This window comes from Okeania sp. (genome assembly GCF_983059655.1).
Genome location: NZ_CEZPJD010000047.1, coordinates 1 through 16,329, shown reverse-complemented (window position 1 = coordinate 16,329; position 16,329 = coordinate 1). Strand labels below are relative to the sequence as shown.

General features: G+C 36.2%; 18 protein-coding genes. 4 read left to right on the top strand and 14 right to left on the bottom strand.

The window, feature by feature from the left end:
- Positions 1-79 precede the first annotated feature (79 nt).
- Both AC3DU7_RS05095 and AC3DU7_RS05090 read left to right on the top strand, forming a co-directional pair.
- A complete protein-coding gene (locus tag AC3DU7_RS05095) occupies positions 80-448 on the top strand; it encodes a metal-sensing transcriptional repressor (protein ID WP_488038270.1) in 369 nt (122 codons plus the stop codon).
- 371 nt (positions 449-819) lie between these two features.
- Complete coding sequence (locus AC3DU7_RS05090; protein WP_488038269.1) at positions 820-1,515, top strand: DUF2834 domain-containing protein; 696 nt, start codon at positions 820-822, stop codon at positions 1,513-1,515.
- Positions 1,516-1,914: 399 nt separating this feature from the next.
- Here the strand turns inward: AC3DU7_RS05090 and AC3DU7_RS05085 are convergent, their stop codons facing one another.
- Positions 1,915-2,358 (bottom strand): SRPBCC family protein, encoded by a 444-nt coding sequence (locus AC3DU7_RS05085; RefSeq protein WP_488038268.1) that lies wholly within the window; start codon positions 2,356-2,358, stop codon positions 1,915-1,917.
- Between the two features lie 790 nt (positions 2,359-3,148).
- Between AC3DU7_RS05085 and AC3DU7_RS05080 the strand changes: the two genes are divergently transcribed.
- Positions 3,149-4,243, top strand: coding sequence for a DUF3466 family protein (locus AC3DU7_RS05080; RefSeq protein ID WP_488038267.1), 1,095 nt, complete (start codon positions 3,149-3,151; stop codon positions 4,241-4,243).
- A gap of 174 nt (positions 4,244-4,417) precedes the next feature.
- Here AC3DU7_RS05080 and AC3DU7_RS05075 read toward each other — a convergent pair whose 3' ends face one another.
- From AC3DU7_RS05075 to AC3DU7_RS05015, 13 genes are all read right to left on the bottom strand, one after another.
- Positions 4,418-6,103, bottom strand: coding sequence for a hypothetical protein (locus AC3DU7_RS05075; RefSeq protein ID WP_488038266.1), 1,686 nt, complete (start codon positions 6,101-6,103; stop codon positions 4,418-4,420).
- Between the two features lie 382 nt (positions 6,104-6,485).
- Positions 6,486-8,141, bottom strand: a complete 1,656-nt coding sequence (locus AC3DU7_RS05070; protein ID WP_488038265.1) for a B12-binding domain-containing radical SAM protein — start codon at positions 8,139-8,141, stop codon at positions 6,486-6,488.
- Between the two features lie 123 nt (positions 8,142-8,264).
- Complete coding sequence (locus AC3DU7_RS05065) at positions 8,265-8,519, bottom strand: SemiSWEET transporter (protein ID WP_202222388.1); 255 nt, start codon at positions 8,517-8,519, stop codon at positions 8,265-8,267.
- A 583-nt stretch (positions 8,520-9,102) separates the two neighbouring features.
- The gene (locus AC3DU7_RS05060; protein ID WP_488038264.1) at positions 9,103-9,750 is read right to left on the bottom strand and encodes a fumarylacetoacetate hydrolase family protein; all 648 of its coding nucleotides are present in this window, start codon (positions 9,748-9,750) and stop codon (positions 9,103-9,105) included.
- Between the two features lie 54 nt (positions 9,751-9,804).
- Positions 9,805-10,803: a polyprenyl synthetase family protein gene (locus AC3DU7_RS05055; protein ID WP_488038263.1), complete on the bottom strand. Its 999-nt coding sequence runs from the start codon at positions 10,801-10,803 to the stop codon at positions 9,805-9,807.
- 17 nt (positions 10,804-10,820) lie between these two features.
- Positions 10,821-11,546: a class I SAM-dependent methyltransferase gene (locus AC3DU7_RS05050; protein ID WP_488038262.1), complete on the bottom strand. Its 726-nt coding sequence runs from the start codon at positions 11,544-11,546 to the stop codon at positions 10,821-10,823.
- Between the two features lie 82 nt (positions 11,547-11,628).
- Positions 11,629-13,044 carry a tetratricopeptide repeat protein gene (locus AC3DU7_RS05045; protein WP_488038261.1) on the bottom strand — a complete coding sequence of 472 codons (1,416 nt, stop codon included), beginning with the start codon at positions 13,042-13,044 and terminating at the stop codon, positions 11,629-11,631.
- Positions 13,045-13,359: 315 nt separating this feature from the next.
- The gene (locus AC3DU7_RS05040; protein WP_124147169.1) at positions 13,360-13,482 is read right to left on the bottom strand and encodes a photosystem II reaction center protein J; all 123 of its coding nucleotides are present in this window, start codon (positions 13,480-13,482) and stop codon (positions 13,360-13,362) included.
- 169 nt (positions 13,483-13,651) lie between these two features.
- Positions 13,652-13,777: a photosystem II reaction center protein PsbL gene (gene psbL / locus AC3DU7_RS05035; RefSeq protein WP_287275802.1), complete on the bottom strand. Its 126-nt coding sequence runs from the start codon at positions 13,775-13,777 to the stop codon at positions 13,652-13,654.
- Positions 13,778-13,786: 9 nt separating this feature from the next.
- Positions 13,787-13,921, bottom strand: a complete 135-nt coding sequence (psbF, locus tag AC3DU7_RS05030) for a cytochrome b559 subunit beta (RefSeq protein ID WP_094677274.1) — start codon at positions 13,919-13,921, stop codon at positions 13,787-13,789.
- 25 nt (positions 13,922-13,946) lie between these two features.
- Complete coding sequence (gene psbE / locus AC3DU7_RS05025; protein WP_287524506.1) at positions 13,947-14,198, bottom strand: cytochrome b559 subunit alpha; 252 nt, start codon at positions 14,196-14,198, stop codon at positions 13,947-13,949.
- Positions 14,199-14,594: 396 nt separating this feature from the next.
- Entirely contained in the window at positions 14,595-15,611 is a 1,017-nt protein-coding gene (locus AC3DU7_RS05020; RefSeq protein WP_488038260.1) for a photosynthesis system II assembly factor Ycf48, read from the bottom strand.
- Positions 15,612-15,644: 33 nt separating this feature from the next.
- Positions 15,645-15,983, bottom strand: a complete 339-nt coding sequence (locus tag AC3DU7_RS05015; RefSeq protein WP_488038259.1) for a rubredoxin — start codon at positions 15,981-15,983, stop codon at positions 15,645-15,647.
- Between the two features lie 87 nt (positions 15,984-16,070).
- Between AC3DU7_RS05015 and AC3DU7_RS05010 the strand changes: the two genes are divergently transcribed.
- Complete coding sequence (locus AC3DU7_RS05010; RefSeq protein ID WP_488038258.1) at positions 16,071-16,232, top strand: hypothetical protein; 162 nt, start codon at positions 16,071-16,073, stop codon at positions 16,230-16,232.
- The last annotated feature ends 97 nt before the right edge of the window (positions 16,233-16,329 follow it).

Here is a 16,329-nt window from a genome sequence, read left to right as displayed (position 1 = left end):
TTAAAGTTTCATTGACTAACTGAGTAAGATTAGTGTTATAATACTTCTAATCTTAACTATATTATACTCAAAATCTATTGTGGTATCTCAGGAACAACAAAAAGAACAACTACCTCATAATCAACCCCAGGCAGAGTCAAATTCGGAACATCACCACCACTCTTCTACTCATCCTCACGTTCATAGTGAAGAATCCCTACAACGTCTTGTGAATAGATTATCAAGAATTGAAGGGCACGTTAGAGGGATTAAAACTATGATCAAAGAGAGTCGTCCTTGTCCTGATGTCTTAGTACAAATAGCTGCGGTTCGTGGTGCATTAGACCGAGTAGCTCGTATGGTTTTAGATAACCATTTATCTGATTGTATTTCCCGGGCAACTCAAGATGGAGATATTGATGTTGAAGTTGAAGCTTTAAAGTCAGCTTTAGACAGATTTTTACCTTAATTTATTATACTTTTTAGGATAAAAATTACCTTTATCTATTAAAGTTCAATCAATGGTTTGACTAGAAAATTAAGTAAAAAATTAGCTTCAAAATCAACAGTAAATATTAATCATTTTCCATCAAATAATTTGTAAGCATTTCCTGTGAAATACTGCGCAAACAGCAATAAGACTTAGATAAGTGAAGTAAGCTATAATTTGGCGTTAATTAATAAACTTTTATCTCAAACCAAAAACAATAGCTGATTGCTGATAACGCAGTTCCTCCAAGAGGAGGCTGCCTGACAGCTGTTTGCGCAGCATTCCGGAGGAAATGCTTACAATAATTTGACTTTTTAGCAAGGCAAAAAAAAGATTTCATTAAACAATTTATGTTAAAAACAATAGCTTTGTGGTTACTTTGGATTGGCTTTAGCGCTTACGCATTTCTGCTCGCACCTCCTGACCAACCAGATACTTTAGAATTAATCCAAAAATTGTCAACAGGTCAATGGGAAAATATCAATCCGTTGATTGTATCTCTATTCAATATTATGGGAATATGGCCGTTGATTTATAGTTGTTTAATGTTCTTTGATGGTAGAAGACAAAAAACACCAGCTTGGCTATTCTCGACATTATCATTTGGAGTAGGAGCTTTTGCTATTTTACCCTATTTAGGATTGCGTCAACCTAATCCAAATTTTTCAGGAAAAAAGAACTTATTTTTAAATATTTTAGATTCTCGAATTTTAGGAATTGCTTTAACAGTTGGTACAACTTTATTATTAATATACGGTTTAACAAATGGCGACTGGAAAGATTTTATTCAACAGTGGCAAAGCAGTAGATTTATTCATGTAATGAGTCTGGATTTTTGTATGTTGTGTTTATTATTTCCTACTTTATTAGGAGATGATATGAGTAGGCGAGGGATGAAAAAATCTCCGTGGTATTGGATAGCATTAATTCCACTTTTAGGTCCATTAATTTATTTGTCTGTACGCTCCCCTCTATTAGCAGCAGATAGCTCTATAATAGGGTCTGCTGAAAAAGTTTTTTTAAGGAGTAGGGGAGCGGAGGAGTAGGGGAGCGGGGGAGTAGGGGAGTAGGGGAGAATTTTTTTGCCCAACTATGCGCTAAAAATGCGCTCCATGCATGAGCATCAAGAGCTGAAAACCATGTACTTTTTCAATACCTAAAAAGGCTAAAAGCTTTATCTGGCAATGATTTGAGATTTGATCGGCAAACCATGCAATATCAAATCAACAAAAAGCTACAGCAAATTGATAAGCTGTTTTGCATTTAAATCAGCAATCAGCAACCAGCAGTAAATGTGTGTCTTTGCGGAGCATTCCGGAATAGAAATGCTAAAAGCTAATAGCTAGTTAATTATTCCTCACTTCCCTACTCCCCTACTCCCCCACTCCCTCACTCCCCTACTCCCCCACTTCCCTACTCCCCTACTCCCTCACTTCCCTACTCCCCTACTCACATTCCCGTTTTGTCATATCATGTCTATACCGAAACATATCCTCTAGTCGAGAATCTACCCACCAACCTAAAAAAGATTCCGCTAACCAATCTCCAGGTAAAGAAAATGCGATCGCATCAGTTAATCTCGTCTTACCATCTTCCTCACTAAACTGATGACGATGAGTCCAGCTAGCCATTGGCCCTTCTTTTTGTTCGTCAGTAAACAAACGATATTTTTCACACTCTGTATGTTCGGCCACCCAATTCACAGGAATTGGACCGAGCCAAATCTTAAATTCAGATATTGCTCCTATTTCTAGTCCACCTTGACGACGGATGATTTGGACTGGTTGCCATGGTGGTGTCAGGATTTGCAGAATATCAGAACGTTCGTGAAATTCCCAAACAACTTCAACTGGCGCATTGATTAACGTTGAATACCGAAAATGCAACATTCTTAATTCTCAAGACTTATCATTATTATTGTTTACTATAGGAGCTACTTTTGTGTAAGGCAATTACCAAATTGCTATTTTCACAGTGCTGAAGTTGCAGCTCTACTTGGTTTTTTGGTGATTAATATTTTCGTATCAGACTGGAAGTAAAATCTAATGTTGAAACTCATCAAAAATACTTAAATCTGACACCACAATATCTCTAAAATTAAAGTAATTTTTCATTCCCAGAAGTTTTACTTTCTCCAAGTAAGTTTATATACTTAAGCATAGTTTGTATTTTCTTATACATTTTTTTGTGCTAATTTAAATTCAATTTTTTCTATTTTTAATAATATATAAATAAATACTAATTTAATTTACAAATTTATGGGAAAAATGTATAGACAAATAATGTATAGCTCGCCACATCCGAATGCCAAAACTAAAGTAAAATCGAACATTACCATTATAAACTTAGAGATATTGCATACTTGTAATTGATATAGAGTTATATATTCTTGACAAATTTATTTTAAGAAGAGTTAGTAATACCAATTTCAAATAATTGCTAGTTTTCTGAATACTAAGTAAATATATACAGTAATTACAGTTATAAAAATCTTATTAATTTATGATATTATTTAAGTTTAGCGATTCAGTTTTCAAGTTAACAATATTCATGGGGAAAAAAAAATGTATAAAAGAAAACTAATAGAAATGGCTGATTTCTCATGAAGTTGAACGTAATTACTTACTTTATTCTTGGTTAATTAAGTAGTGAAACAAAAATGTAGATAACCCCTCAAAAATGACAAAACAAATAAATATGATTTTACCTCAATCTATAAGTCAGAAAATTAAACCATCCCCAGTTTCAGCACAATTACTGATGCCTAGTGTAAAACCATCAAATCCTACTGCTGCTTCTTACTACGATGTGACTAACTTAGGAACAATTAGAGGTAACATAAGTGTAGCTAAAGATATTAACGACTCTGCTCAAATAGTTGGTTATTCAATTAACGATATAGGTCAAAAACAAGCCTTTGTATGGGACCCTAACGAAGGTATGCAAGATATTGATACTATTGGTAATGATTCTAGCTGCGCCTATAGTATTAATGACTATGGCCAAGTAGTTGGCTATTCTGTGTATAATTGTGGTCAACGAAAAGCTTTTATTTGGGATAAGATCAAAGGCATACATTATCTTGATACCAAAAGTAACAATTTGAGTGAGGCTTATGGTATTAATAATTCTGGTCAAGTAGTAGGTTTTTCTGTCACCAATAATGGTCAAAGAAAAGCTTTTATTTGGGATGAGACAAAAGGCATACAAAGTCTTAGTATTTCTGATGATATAGAAAGTAGTGCCTACGCTATCAACTATTCTGGTCAAGTAGTAGGCTATTCTGTTTCTTCAGATTTAATCGTCAAAGCTTTTATCTGGAATAGTGACAAAGATATTCAAGAATTACCAGGTTTTTTAGGTTCAGATATTAATACGTCTGGCCAAGCGATTGGTTTTTATTCTGTACCTCAACACAATAACCGAGCTTTCTTGTGGAATAACACTGAAGAATTTCAAGACCTTGGTACTATTTCTCATAATATCAATTTACAATTTTTTGATAGTGAAGCTAATAGTATTAATGATTCTGGTGTAATAGTTGGCTCTTCTGACAAGCTAATAAATACAGAGCAAGAAGGATTTGCTCAAAGAGCTTTTATTTGGGATAGTGTTAATCAAATGCAAGACCTAAATGATTTGATCGATCCTTCCTTGGGTTGGGTTCTTAGAGAGGCAAAGTCTATTAATAGTCATGGGCAAATTGTTGGATTGGGAACTAAAGATCAAATTGGTTGTTCTTTTCTTTTGACGCCTATTTCCCAACAGATATAATAAATAATACAACTAAATATTTATAGGTAGTGATTTTCCTAGATAATTCATACTCAAACTTTCATACATATAGCTTTGCTTTTATAAATAGAGGCAAAGCTACTTCCACAAAACCATTAAAATCATCTACTTTCTGTTAATTAATTAGATAGTCTAAGCTTATATTGATTAATGTTATAGATATTTTTTAGCCCAAGCATATTTCTTTTGATCTTTTTTCAGTAGATATTCTATAATTTCTTTTCGCTTCTTCTTGTTGCTAGTCTCTTTAACTAATCGCTTAATTTCTTGATAAATATCTTTTGTATCAGCTCCTCTTTTTCGTGCCTCTTCAAACCAATAATCTCCATACTGATATTCTCCTAGACCAAAACAAATAGCCCCCAATAAAGTACAAGGATGATGACTTTTAGAATCAATTTCATGTGCTTGTAAAGCAAGATTTTTGGCTTCATTTAATTGCCTAACATCTCTAAAAGCAGCACCTCTAGTTACAAGTATTCTAGACTTAAGACCATTATCCTTTAATTTCTCTAAATTGATTTTACTTTTACTTGTAATTTCTAATGCTTTTAATGATAGATTTGCCTTACGCCAGTAACTACTAATTTTGGGAATTAGCCATTTATCTTTAGTTCTTTTAAATTCTTTCTCAAAAAAACTAGCCTCAATCCAATAATAAGTAGTTGTAATCTTACTACCAGGAGTTAGCAAATTCTCAGTTTTTAACTGAGTAACCATTAATTTGTCTAATCGCTCTCCTTTATCTAACTTACTAAGAATATTGTAGAAAGGATCGAATTTTAATTCCCCGACTGTAGCTACATATTTATCTTGGAGTCTTATCCAATCTTTTTCCAAATATTTTTCTTCAGCTACTTTAATAATTTCAGTCAAACCATGTAACTTTAACCAATCAATATCTACCTCTGTTAGTCCCTCAACTTGCTCTACTTTTTGAAGAATTTGATACAAATTACTATCAGGTGATGAGTCTGCAAATTCAGTCAATTTGTACTTTTTCTTGAGTTTAGTAAACTCTCTTTTTTGTTTTTGTTTCTCCGCAACGGAAAGTGTCTCAGTTAGTTTATTTTCTTCTAACCAATCTAATTCTGATTGCTCAAGAATAGTTTCTATTTCTAGTTTTTTCAAAATTGAAAATAATGGACTCGATATAGATTTATCGTGATATTTAGTAGCTTGATACTTATCTTTTAGTTTTGCAAACTTAGCTTCAGCCTCTCTTTTTTTCTCCTGCTCGAAATAAATTTCTAGAGTTTCCAAGAAACCATTATTCGATAACCAATCAGACTCTTCCGTACTTAATTTCTCTGTTAAGTCGAGTTTTTTGAGGATAAAAAGCAATGGTGTATCCTGGGAAAAATCTTCATACTTAGTGGCATGGTATTTAATTTTTAATTTGGCAAATTCTGTGATATAACCAGCGATCGCCAAAGTTTCCTTAAGACAATTATCTTCAAGTAATCTAATTTCTGAATCAGTTAATATATTTTTAGTATCAAGTTTAAAAAGTAGTGGATGTAAAAAACTAAACTCTATATTTTTTGGTACTTTATATTTTTCTTGAAGAACCAAGAACTCATTTTTTAATGCTTTAAACTCAGTTTTCTTGTATTGCTCTAAGTTAAGCTCTAACTTAATTAGTTTGATAGTTTCAAAAAGTTGGTTTGCTTCTAAGTATTGAAATTCTATGTCTGTAATTGAAATGCCAAAATCAACTCTTCTAAGTATTAGATATAGAAAACTGAAAGGAGATGAACTTCTATATTTATTTGCGTGATACTTAGACTTGAGAAGAGAAAAATGTTTTACTTGAATTTGATCTTCGTCTTTAGCCATAGAAAATTGTTGTTTTAACTAATTAGAACAGATAATTACAAAGTAAAATGCTATAAGCTCAAAAATAGTCATTGCGACCATAGGAACCAATGTCGCCCAACCCCTGAGATTGCTTTCCTTACCCAATGCTGCGAAACCTTCCACTTTGTTCCAGTTGCAATGACATACATAGGACTTACCGAATAATGAATAATGAATAATTAACAGTTGATAGTTAATAATTATTCATTCAACAATTCAGGTTTAAAGCCTCCCCTTTTAAGAGGATAAAATCAAAAAAAATCCTTTTAGTCAATCTTCTTCTTTTCAGAAGATGTAATAATTAATTATTAATTGTTAATTGCTGAAGCACCCATACGAAATTATACACCATTTGTAGGAGTTAACGGCCGTGTAAGGGCGAATAGCCATTCGTTCCTACTAACTTCTGAATTGCCATCGCCTCTCCCAAATGTTTTTTTAAAGTTGTTATTGGTAGAGGACCTTGAATGTGATTCCAAGGCAAAATTTGCTCTAACTCCCAATCATTAAAAACATAAAAATCCAACTCTGGTAACTCCCCACGCAACTCCTTAAAAGCTCTCTTATAACTACCCAAAGAATCACCATAATTTATTACCAATTCTAATAAATTAGATAACCTTCTATCTCCCCTAGAAATTAATCCTTGTATCACCGACCATTTATAACTTTCTGGGCGAAAATCTATTCCTTTTGAACGTAGTTTTTTCTCCAAAAACTTCAGCCTTTTTTCTGATTGAGAGTTGACTCCAAACCATTGAAAAGGTGTATGAGATTTCGGAACAAAAGTGCTACATCCCAAACTTAATCTTAAACCAGGAGCAGCTTTTTTCAAAGCCAACATCATTTCTATAGTAGCATCCAAATCTTCTACCTCCTCTCCCGGTAAACCCACCATTCCATAAAATTTAATAGCTTTTAAACCACCAGCTTTAGCATTCACAGCCGCTTCAATAATTTCCTCATTTTCCAACTTTTTATTGATGATTTTTCGCAGGCGGTCGCTCCCACTTTCTACAGCAATAGTAATTGATTTTGTATCTCTATTACTTAAAATATTTGCTAATTTTTCTGTCACCGTATTTGTTCTAACCGACGCAATACTCAACCGTACATCATCATATTTTGGCTGATTCAAATAATCCAATAAACTATCAAATTCAGGATGTTGAGTTACCGAAGCTCCCAATAAACCCAAACGTTTTGTAACAGTTAATCCCTTTTCAATTGCCGGAATAAGAGACCCTTCTAAACTGGCACTTCTAAATGGCAAAGTCAGATAACTTGCCAAACAAAAACGACACATTTCCGGGCAACTTCTCACCACTTCTACCATAAAAATATTTTCCCAAGCTGCCTTTTCAGTCACCACAGTAGAAGCAGATAAAGTATTACCCCGATAAGTTTGTTTTTGCACCACAGCCGGAATATCTTTATCTATAGGTTCAATAGATTTAATAGCACCATCAACACTTTCATAAGTTACTTCATAAAGACTCGGAATATAAACCCCAGGCACTTGTGCTAAATGTCTTAATATTACTTGTTTATCAGCTCCTCTAACTTCTTTATAAGCTTCAATAAAATCTCCTAATAAATTTTCCCCATCCCCCAGTAAAATCACATCAAAAAAGTCAGCAAAAGGTTCAGGATTTGCCGTTAAAACAGGTCCGCCACCAAATATGATTGGATAATTTTTTGCTGAACGATTTTTAGCTCTAATAGGAATTTCTAAAGATTCCAGAATATTGAAAATATTCACATAATCAAGTTCCCAAGAAACAGAAAAACCAAATAATTCTGCTTGTGATGGAAGAGGTTCATTAATATCAGTAAATAAACGACTAACTTGTAGATCGGAACGCATTGCTAAAGTTGCCCAAACAATCTGAAAACCAAGGCTAGTTATTCCTACAGTATATTCATTAGGAAAAGCAAAAATAATCGGAATAGCATTAGATTCAGGTATTGCTGGAGTGAAGAGTAAACGTTCAGTATTAAATATATTAATAGACATACTTCAACAGTTATCAGTTATCAGTTTGTAAACAAAATAATCTGTAGGGAAGTTACATGCAACGTCCCTACCTGTTCCCTATTCCTTAAGCACAAAAATCATAGCTACATTCACCAACGCTAGTCATTTATACTTTAGTTTAAACCACAAAATTGGGGAAGCTAAAGTCAATGTAGCAACGTTAGTAAAAATCACTGGTACATCTTTAACCAAAATGCCATAAATTATCCAGATCAATACACCAGAACAAAAAATAGCAAACATTTCTAGAGAAATATCTTTTGTGGAGCGAGTGCGCCAAGTTTTGATAACTTGAGGTAAAAATGAAATAGTTGTTAAACTACCTGCTAGTAGTCCTAGAGCTGTTACTAAGTTCATATATAGATACTAATAATTTTAATATTTTTCCTTGAAACTTATAATTTTTTTTTAAATACAAGACTTATTCAGCACTTCTATAATATGGCGTACAATTTATCGATTATTTGGGAATTTTAACTATAATTGCTGCCCTTACCTAAGTCGTGAATTCATATAGTACTAATAACTTAAATTAAACTAAATTTATCTTGATATCTTTAAATATAAATATCTCGTATTTGAAATTTGTGGTATTTATCAATATAGTGCTTCTCTAATTTATGATATACAGTTTTAAATCCTTAAAAAAGCGGTAGGTTTTAAAGTCCCCCTGAAAAAGGGGGATTGAGGGGGATCGTAAATGTGCCTCATTTTTATGAGAAATGCTATATGTAGCCTTCCTTCAATTTATCTAATTTTTTAATCCTGAAAATATCGTCAACTTATTAAATATTATACCAACCAACAAAGTTCTTCATAATCAGACAATTTAACTCAAAGTTCAACTATAGTAACTGCCAAAGCTGTTAAGACTTATGCAGATAAAGAACCTCAGAACAGGAAAATGTTTTTCCCTCCGTTCCCCGTTCCCTGATATACATCAATTTCTAATAATCTCAGCCTCCGCAATAGCTTCCCCATTCAGAAAAGCAACCAAATAATCATTATTATTGAGAGGCCCAATATTAGGTGGAGTCCCAGTTAAAATAATATCCCCCGAATGCAACGGTATATGGCGACTAATGAAACAGAGCAGGTCTGGAATGGAAAATAACATTTGTTTGGTAGAACCCTGTTGGCGAACTTCACCATTTATTTCAAGTCTGATTTCAAGTTCCTCTAATTCTGTGACACGATCCACCTTCCTAAACTTTGACAACGGACAAGCATTTACAAAACTTTTGGCTAGAGCCCAAGGATACTTTTTCGCCCTCAACTCATTTTGCTTATCGCGAAGAGTCAAATCTAAAGCAATACCAACATAACTAACTGCTTCTAAGACCTGGTTTATATCCCCCTGATATAAATCAGTGCCAAGTTGGATAGCAACCTCTGTTTCATAATCGCATCGTCCCAAATTAAGGGGTAAAAATATCTTTCCTTCAAATGGTACAACACAGGCAGGGGATTTTGTGAAAATTATCGGTTCTTTGGGTACTGGGTTGTTTAGCTCTTTTGCATGATCGGCATAATTACGACCTACACAATAAATTGAACCAATTGTTTGAGGTATAGTAAAAGAGTTCATTGTTGAAAATTAGGACGTGCTACCAAATCATATCATACAGGAATAGCAAAACTATCATCCAATGCTAAACATTTCGATGTTCTTTCTGAGCTGTGACAGGAACTTGTTCGAGGTAATTCTCACTAGAATTGAGGCAACCGTGTCTCGATGTACTGTTTTCTCTTTAGCATAGAGCATCGTCTTACATCTTTTATGCTCATGCTTGAGGTAAGTCAGACAGTCAGAGTAGACACCCTTATTAACCAGTATCTCTAGAATTTCGCGATAGGAATTCTCATCAATGGTATTAGACCTTAATTCTTCAAGTCGCTCCCGCTCTTGCTCGTTGGATCTTTGGGTCATCAGGTACACTGCCAACGTTAGTTTTCCATTGATGAAGTCCGAAAATTGATCCTGATAAGGTTTCTCCAGCTTTGATAGACGCTGGACAGGCAATGCAAAATCACCGAAATCATTAGCCGCCTGAGTAGCTGCACCATAGATAGCACCCATCTCATACAGCAATTCGTCAGGTTGCTCTGCAATGATCGAACCTGCAAAGAAGCAACTTCCATAGAAAACACCAGAAAGCAATCTACATCGCTGCTGATACGCTGCTAGAAACTGGTCGTAGTCTGGATAGTCACTCACTCTAGAAACCTGTAGATCGTGAATGTCCATCCTCTGACCAAGATAAACTTGGTGGTTGATTTTGCTGAGGAGTGTTAAGAGCGAAGTCATGCCATAATCCTCTAAAATCTGTTGAGCAACTTCTCTCAGTTGAAAGCCTGCGATGACTAGCTTTCGCTTACTATCGATGCTATCATACCCATTCTTCTCATCAAGAAACCAGTTGATAACATAAGTCGAGCAGTTTAGGATCTCAAAACTTGCACAGACAGGAATAATCTCCTTCCAGTTTTGACCTCCGTTAATCTCATAACCTGTTCGGATCTGGAGGTCTCGTAATCGAGGATGACCGTGACGTTTCATAGGAAGCTGTTGCACTTCTGGGCTTAACTTCTCTGTATAGTCGGCGATTAGCACATCCGTTGCTTGGGATGTCTCTTTCATAAGATTGAAGTACTCACTCATTCGGAAACCTCTTTTTGATAGATATGGTACTGGTTATCTCGAACAGAGACCGAGCGTAAATTTGCCGATTTCAGCATTTCTTCGACAACATCGAACTCGAGTAATCGCATTCGCAGCTTTTGTTGTCCGATAAGAATCCCTTGCTGATGACAAGCGTAATCAAGACTAAGATATTGCTCTCCATCAATCCAATCCTTAGTCACGCTCCTCTGGAATGAGACTTCCTCATCCAAATTCTCACATTTGCTATGATTAGAATTCGATGAGATAATAATCAATTGCCCTCCGTCTCTTAAGTGCGCTGCAATACGTTCAAAGCTCCTCTGAATAGCATCAAGCTCGAGGATGTGGCTAGCAAGTAAAATGGCATCGCCATCATTCACAAAAGCCCATGCACCACCACGAGAATAGGCCAGGTCAAACATCTTGTTGAGGTCCATATCGACCACATCTTGGCAGTAAAGATCGACTTTAGTGCCTAAGCATTCTTGAGCTTGAGCAAGTAGAGACGCACTGGTATCCACCCCAGATATCTGGAGTTCAGGTCGCAACAGAAGAATTTGCTCTACAAGCAAACCAGTTCCAATGCCCACATCCAAGATGTCCTTCCGATCGCCGAAAATTTCGATCAGCTCTGTGGCAATTGCTTTGTAATTCCGATTCTTTTGCACAAAGCTGTTATAGAAATCGGACATACCTTTATACAAATCCATAGGTATCATTGATGTTTCTCAATCTTTAAATAATTGTCTAAATATATTACTAGGAAAAAGCACCAGCTTAACTCGCGAGTGGCGATCGCCTTTACTCCTCTGCCGGTGTGAGAGTCTCATCGGATTTGACACTAAACTCAGGTTGTTTTAGACAAATCTTTAGTCGATCAATTAATTCAGGAAAATTCACACCCTCTAGACCCAGCACAATCGATTTAGTATCCAAACAGTTAGCTAGTTCAGAGAATCCACTATCAATAATCCACTGATACTCACTGAGAAATTTAGGATGAGCTTGACTACGACAAGCTAGCCAATTTTCGATAGCTTCAGTTTGATTTCCCAAAGCCAAATTTGCCTCGATCAAAAAACACGAGGCCATACCACTCCCGAACTGCTGATCCGGAAATTGCTCATTAAATTGAACAGCAACTTGCAATTCTTTACGAGCCTCTTCATAGCGTTCTTGTTGGAGCAAAGCCCAACCCAGATTCGTCTGAAACTGATATTGCATATCAACCGACTCCTCTTCTACTACCAGGTTCAATTTTCGGCGAATGAAATCCCGTTGTACCCCTAGCCTCAGTATGGCTTCCGCGCGTTTCGGATTTTTAGCGATCATCACACGACCCATAGAATTAAATGCTTCCGGCAAACCTGTGGGGATGACTTTGACATACTCTGCCATCGCATTAGAAGTCTCATCTAAAGATTCATAAACCTTTCCTAAAGCAATATTAATTTCGGGATTATCTGGCTGTATTTGACTAGCCTGAGTCAATCTTATTAACGCTTTCGGCAATTCCCCCCGTTCATAGTTCTGAGTTCCTAAATAAAGTAAATATTTGGGGAGTACATTATAGATACCGGTGGAAATTAACAGCAGGGTAATTGCCATACTCAAAGTTGCCTCAGCACGAAATTCCGGTGGAATATTCAATTTTTCTAGCAGTTTCTCAACCTGAGCTTGGCCTGCTGAGGTCAGGGTTCCTCCAGCAACTAGGGCAAGACCCGTTCCTTGTAGCAAGGTCATAAAGGTTTCTGGCCATTGGACAGCACCCCCGGCTGACATAGCATTGGTTATATTGATCATCAGGCTCCCGACCATCGTCAGAGAGGTGATCGTTAGTGTATTCCATAACCAATCCAGTCGATCCCAAACACCCACAACAGGGGTTGGGGAACAGTACCACCACCAAGCCGTTTCCGGTGGGTTCAAAACTTCTCGCCAGTTTTTCAGGTTCGGAGTTGTCCCAATCAAATCGTTGTGTACTTTTAAGCGTTGATCGAGTTCTACTAACTCAGTCAAGGGGAACTCCGTTCCCTCAACCCGTTTTCGCAAGAGATTCTCCACAGCATCACGGGCTAGTAATACTTCATAAATCCTAGTCTCGGTTACTTTAGTTTCAGATGAGTCAAGCCGATCTAACTTAGCTGCGTATTGCCCAATAGCTATTTCTAAATCGGATGTTGATTCTGGAGTAGTTGTGATATTTGATTCATTCATATTGATATATATCTGATCGGTTGACATCCTCTCCGGCCTAAAGGCACGGGAATTCCTACCGAGCCGTAGCTCCTCAGCGGGGAGATATTTACAGCAGTTTTGGAGTAGATAAGGTACAAAATTTTAAGACTTTAGGGAGTAGGGAAAAAAATATTAATTTTAAAACTGTACCTCACTATTCTAAAAAGTACTGTAATTTTTATACCTCTAAAAAAAATAATCCCACTCTCAAAAGCGTGGGATTATTCAGCAAAATCTCAGACAAAGAAATAGTAAAATTTCACTATTAATCAATTCAAACTTTAAATCTTTAACTTATAAAGAAGAACCTACACCAACATAGGCACCATAAAAGAAAAGACCCACAACTACAAGTACGCCAGTTCCGGCTACAGTAGCAACCAACCATAAAGGAATTCTACCTGGTTCGGACATCATAATATTTTACCTCATTATTTCAAAACTACTTTGTACTAAAAAAACTTTATACCTACAAGGAAATTGCTCAACAATATACTTGTTAACTTTCTACTAAATATTACTAGCAATGGGTCACCCCAATAGGGTGACTTAAATATTTAGTAATTTCTGTATTTTATTTCTCGAATTAATTAAAGAAATAACTTGAAAACAGAATACCAAGAACAAACACTAACAATAGGCCAAGGTAGAGTGAAGTACGATTTAACTCTACTGGTTGTTTGTTAGTATTGTCACTACGATCTAAAGGCATGATATACTCCTATCTTTGAATAAACTGCATAGCTGCGATCGCACCTAAAAAGAAAACTGTAGGTACGCCAAGGGTATGAACTGCTAACCATCTAACTGTAAAAATTGGATAGCTAACTGGTTGATTTGGATTTCCGCTAGTCATAATAAAAGTCTCCTAAATGTTTCAATTATTCGCCAATAAATTCATCAATTTGTTTTTTAGCTTCAAAACGGTCTGATACAACTGGTAATTCTTGCCTTTGCTCAGTATAATACTCGTTAGGTCTAGGTGTACCAAAAACGTCGTAAGCCAAGCCTGTACTTACAAATAACCAACCTGCAACAAACAGTGCTGGAATAGTGATACTGTGTATTACCCAGTAACGAATGCTTGTGATGATATCTCCAAAAGGACGTTCACCTGTACTGCCACCAGCCATCTAATCTTATCCTCCAAATTTATTTCTAACTATCATCTAAATGTGATAGTTTAAAACTTTTCTAAATATCTCATCCCATAACTAATTAATGGTATGAGTTTTTTGTGTTTGTTAAGAGCTAAAGAGAGACTAACTTTATTGCCTTCTTTAACATCTGCTATTTTTATCTCTTAGTTTAGACGGAATCAATTCTAACACATTCAGTGTAAATTTTCAGCAACTCAAACAACATCAAAAAATCTCATTTTCCTATCTGAGTAATACTACTTAATTCTCATTATTAGGGATATTTCTCCAACATTGTATAGCAACAAAAGAGTTGGTGTTTGATAGAGATTGATGATGAACCTGAGACAGAGAAAAGTTTTTGCCACTGTTCCCTGCTTATAGTAAGTTTCAAGCTGCATCTGAAACTGCTGAACTATTGTTGTATTTCAACACAGTTCCTCTTTGACCTAGAATAAAACCTTGATCTTGGTTAATAAAAACAATTTTGTAGAAATTTTCTGGAACATTCTCTACATCACGGTCTTTTTCCCAAGTCTGACCGCCATCAACACTGCGAAGTAAATTACCGCTACCACCAGAAATCCAAATTTCGTCAGGAGTGCGATAAGCCAAATCTAATAAACCCCAACTTGTGGCATATTCTGGAGCAACAGCTTCTCCCCACTCTTCAGGATTTTCTGGATCGCTAAACCGCAGTTGGCCTCCTCGTGCTAATAGCCATAAACGACCATCATCACTGAAGCCCATATTTTCCAAACGGCGGGAGTCTTGACGATTATGAGGAGTCCAAGCTCTTTGGCCTGGTTCCCAACTAGAGTAAAAATTACCCTTTGCCGAAACAGCAATATACTTACCATCAGGAGAACGGGAAATATTTCTCACTACTCCCACTGCATCCTCTACCTGGGCACGCCAATGTTGGCCACCATCTTCTGTGCGATAGATAGCTCCCACATCAGTAGTCATCTCCGCAGAATTTGGCCCAATAGCAGTAATAGTATTAGGAGCACCTGGCAATTTAGAGCTTAGAGGAATCTGAGTCCAAGACTCTCCTTCATCATCCGTGTGTAGAAGCAAAGAAGGCTGTCCTAAAATCCACCCTTCATCGCCATTAAAACTCACTGAAGTCAAGCGAGCTTTTTCTTCTAGATCAATACTTTTAGGCTGCCAAGTGTCACCACCATCAGTAGTTTCTAAGAGAGTAGCATTCCCACCTACAATCCAACCATGGTCAAGATTGCCTGTAAATCCGATATCAAACAACTTAGCCTCAGTTGGTAGTTGAATTATCTCCCAGGGATTGTAACTCATTCCTGGTAAAAAGGAATTTTTGCAGCCACTACAAAGTATAACTGCTGCTAATATTACGAAAATTTGTTTCCAGAACTTTACTATTGAATGCATCACATTAAATCATTAATTAGCCTTAAGGCCATCTTATCGTAAACCATATAAGCTCAAGAAAAACAAAAATCCCACGGCTAAAGCGCCGAAAATTAGGATATTTTTCTGACTTGGTGTGAGTGTATTAACACCAAAACCATATCCAAGGTTTTCTTTGAATCCGGAAGGACCTTCAGTTGGTCCAACATTCACAAATTGAACCTTAGTCGCTGCACAAACAGGACAACGCCAACCAGGGGGCAAATCTGAAAAAGCAGTTCCGGCCGGAATATTACCAGTAGAACTTCCCTTATTTGGTTCATATACATATCCACAGGCTCGACATTCATATCGATCTAGTTCTTCTGTGGCCTCAGTAACTTGCTCGCTCATAGTTCCAAAAAATTGAATAGCGATTATGAGAACATCTTTAATTATTATTACAGAATTCGTGTAATTCGAGGAGATGAGTGTTGACAAATGATTACTGCCCAATTTGATACAGCTTATTTAGCGATCGAGAAATTGTGGCCAACAAGAAAAATGACTAAAGGGAGAAATTTTAGTCGATCAGTCGATCATGTAGCTATGCTTAAAAAAGTATTCATGCTAATCAAGGATGACAGAAGTTGGCTCGCTTAGTGCAGGATAGCGGAAATAACTAACCAGTTAAAAAAGGTTCAATAGCTTGTACAATAACCTTTCTTCCCTTCTGCCTTCTGCCTTCTGCCTTCTGCCT

Excerpts from the sequence above, each read along its gene's own strand:
- AC3DU7_RS05090 (WP_488038269.1), top strand. The coding sequence starts at position 820 with ATGTTAAAAACAATAGCTTTGTGGTTACTTTGGATTGGCTTTAGCGCT.
- AC3DU7_RS05085 (WP_488038268.1), bottom strand. The coding sequence starts at position 2,358 with ATGTTGCATTTTCGGTATTCAACGTTAATCAATGCGCCAGTTGAAGTT.
- AC3DU7_RS05080 (WP_488038267.1), top strand. The coding sequence starts at position 3,149 with ATGACAAAACAAATAAATATGATTTTACCTCAATCTATAAGTCAGAAA.
- AC3DU7_RS05075 (WP_488038266.1), bottom strand. The coding sequence starts at position 6,103 with ATGGCTAAAGACGAAGATCAAATTCAAGTAAAACATTTTTCTCTTCTC.
- AC3DU7_RS05070 (WP_488038265.1), bottom strand. The coding sequence starts at position 8,141 with ATGTCTATTAATATATTTAATACTGAACGTTTACTCTTCACTCCAGCA.
- AC3DU7_RS05065 (WP_202222388.1), bottom strand. The coding sequence starts at position 8,519 with ATGAACTTAGTAACAGCTCTAGGACTACTAGCAGGTAGTTTAACAACT.
- AC3DU7_RS05060 (WP_488038264.1), bottom strand. The coding sequence starts at position 9,750 with ATGAACTCTTTTACTATACCTCAAACAATTGGTTCAATTTATTGTGTA.
- AC3DU7_RS05055 (WP_488038263.1), bottom strand. The coding sequence starts at position 10,803 with ATGAAAGAGACATCCCAAGCAACGGATGTGCTAATCGCCGACTATACA.
- AC3DU7_RS05050 (WP_488038262.1), bottom strand. The coding sequence starts at position 11,546 with ATGATACCTATGGATTTGTATAAAGGTATGTCCGATTTCTATAACAGC.
- AC3DU7_RS05045 (WP_488038261.1), bottom strand. The coding sequence starts at position 13,044 with ATGAATGAATCAAATATCACAACTACTCCAGAATCAACATCCGATTTA.
- AC3DU7_RS05040 (WP_124147169.1), bottom strand. The coding sequence starts at position 13,482 with ATGATGTCCGAACCAGGTAGAATTCCTTTATGGTTGGTTGCTACTGTA.
- psbL (WP_287275802.1), bottom strand. The coding sequence starts at position 13,777 with ATGCCTTTAGATCGTAGTGACAATACTAACAAACAACCAGTAGAGTTA.
- psbF (WP_094677274.1), bottom strand. The coding sequence starts at position 13,921 with ATGACTAGCGGAAATCCAAATCAACCAGTTAGCTATCCAATTTTTACA.
- psbE (WP_287524506.1), bottom strand. The coding sequence starts at position 14,198 with ATGGCTGGTGGCAGTACAGGTGAACGTCCTTTTGGAGATATCATCACA.
- AC3DU7_RS05020 (WP_488038260.1), bottom strand. The coding sequence starts at position 15,611 with ATGCATTCAATAGTAAAGTTCTGGAAACAAATTTTCGTAATATTAGCA.
- AC3DU7_RS05015 (WP_488038259.1), bottom strand. The coding sequence starts at position 15,983 with ATGAGCGAGCAAGTTACTGAGGCCACAGAAGAACTAGATCGATATGAA.
- AC3DU7_RS05010 (WP_488038258.1), top strand. The coding sequence starts at position 16,071 with ATGATTACTGCCCAATTTGATACAGCTTATTTAGCGATCGAGAAATTG.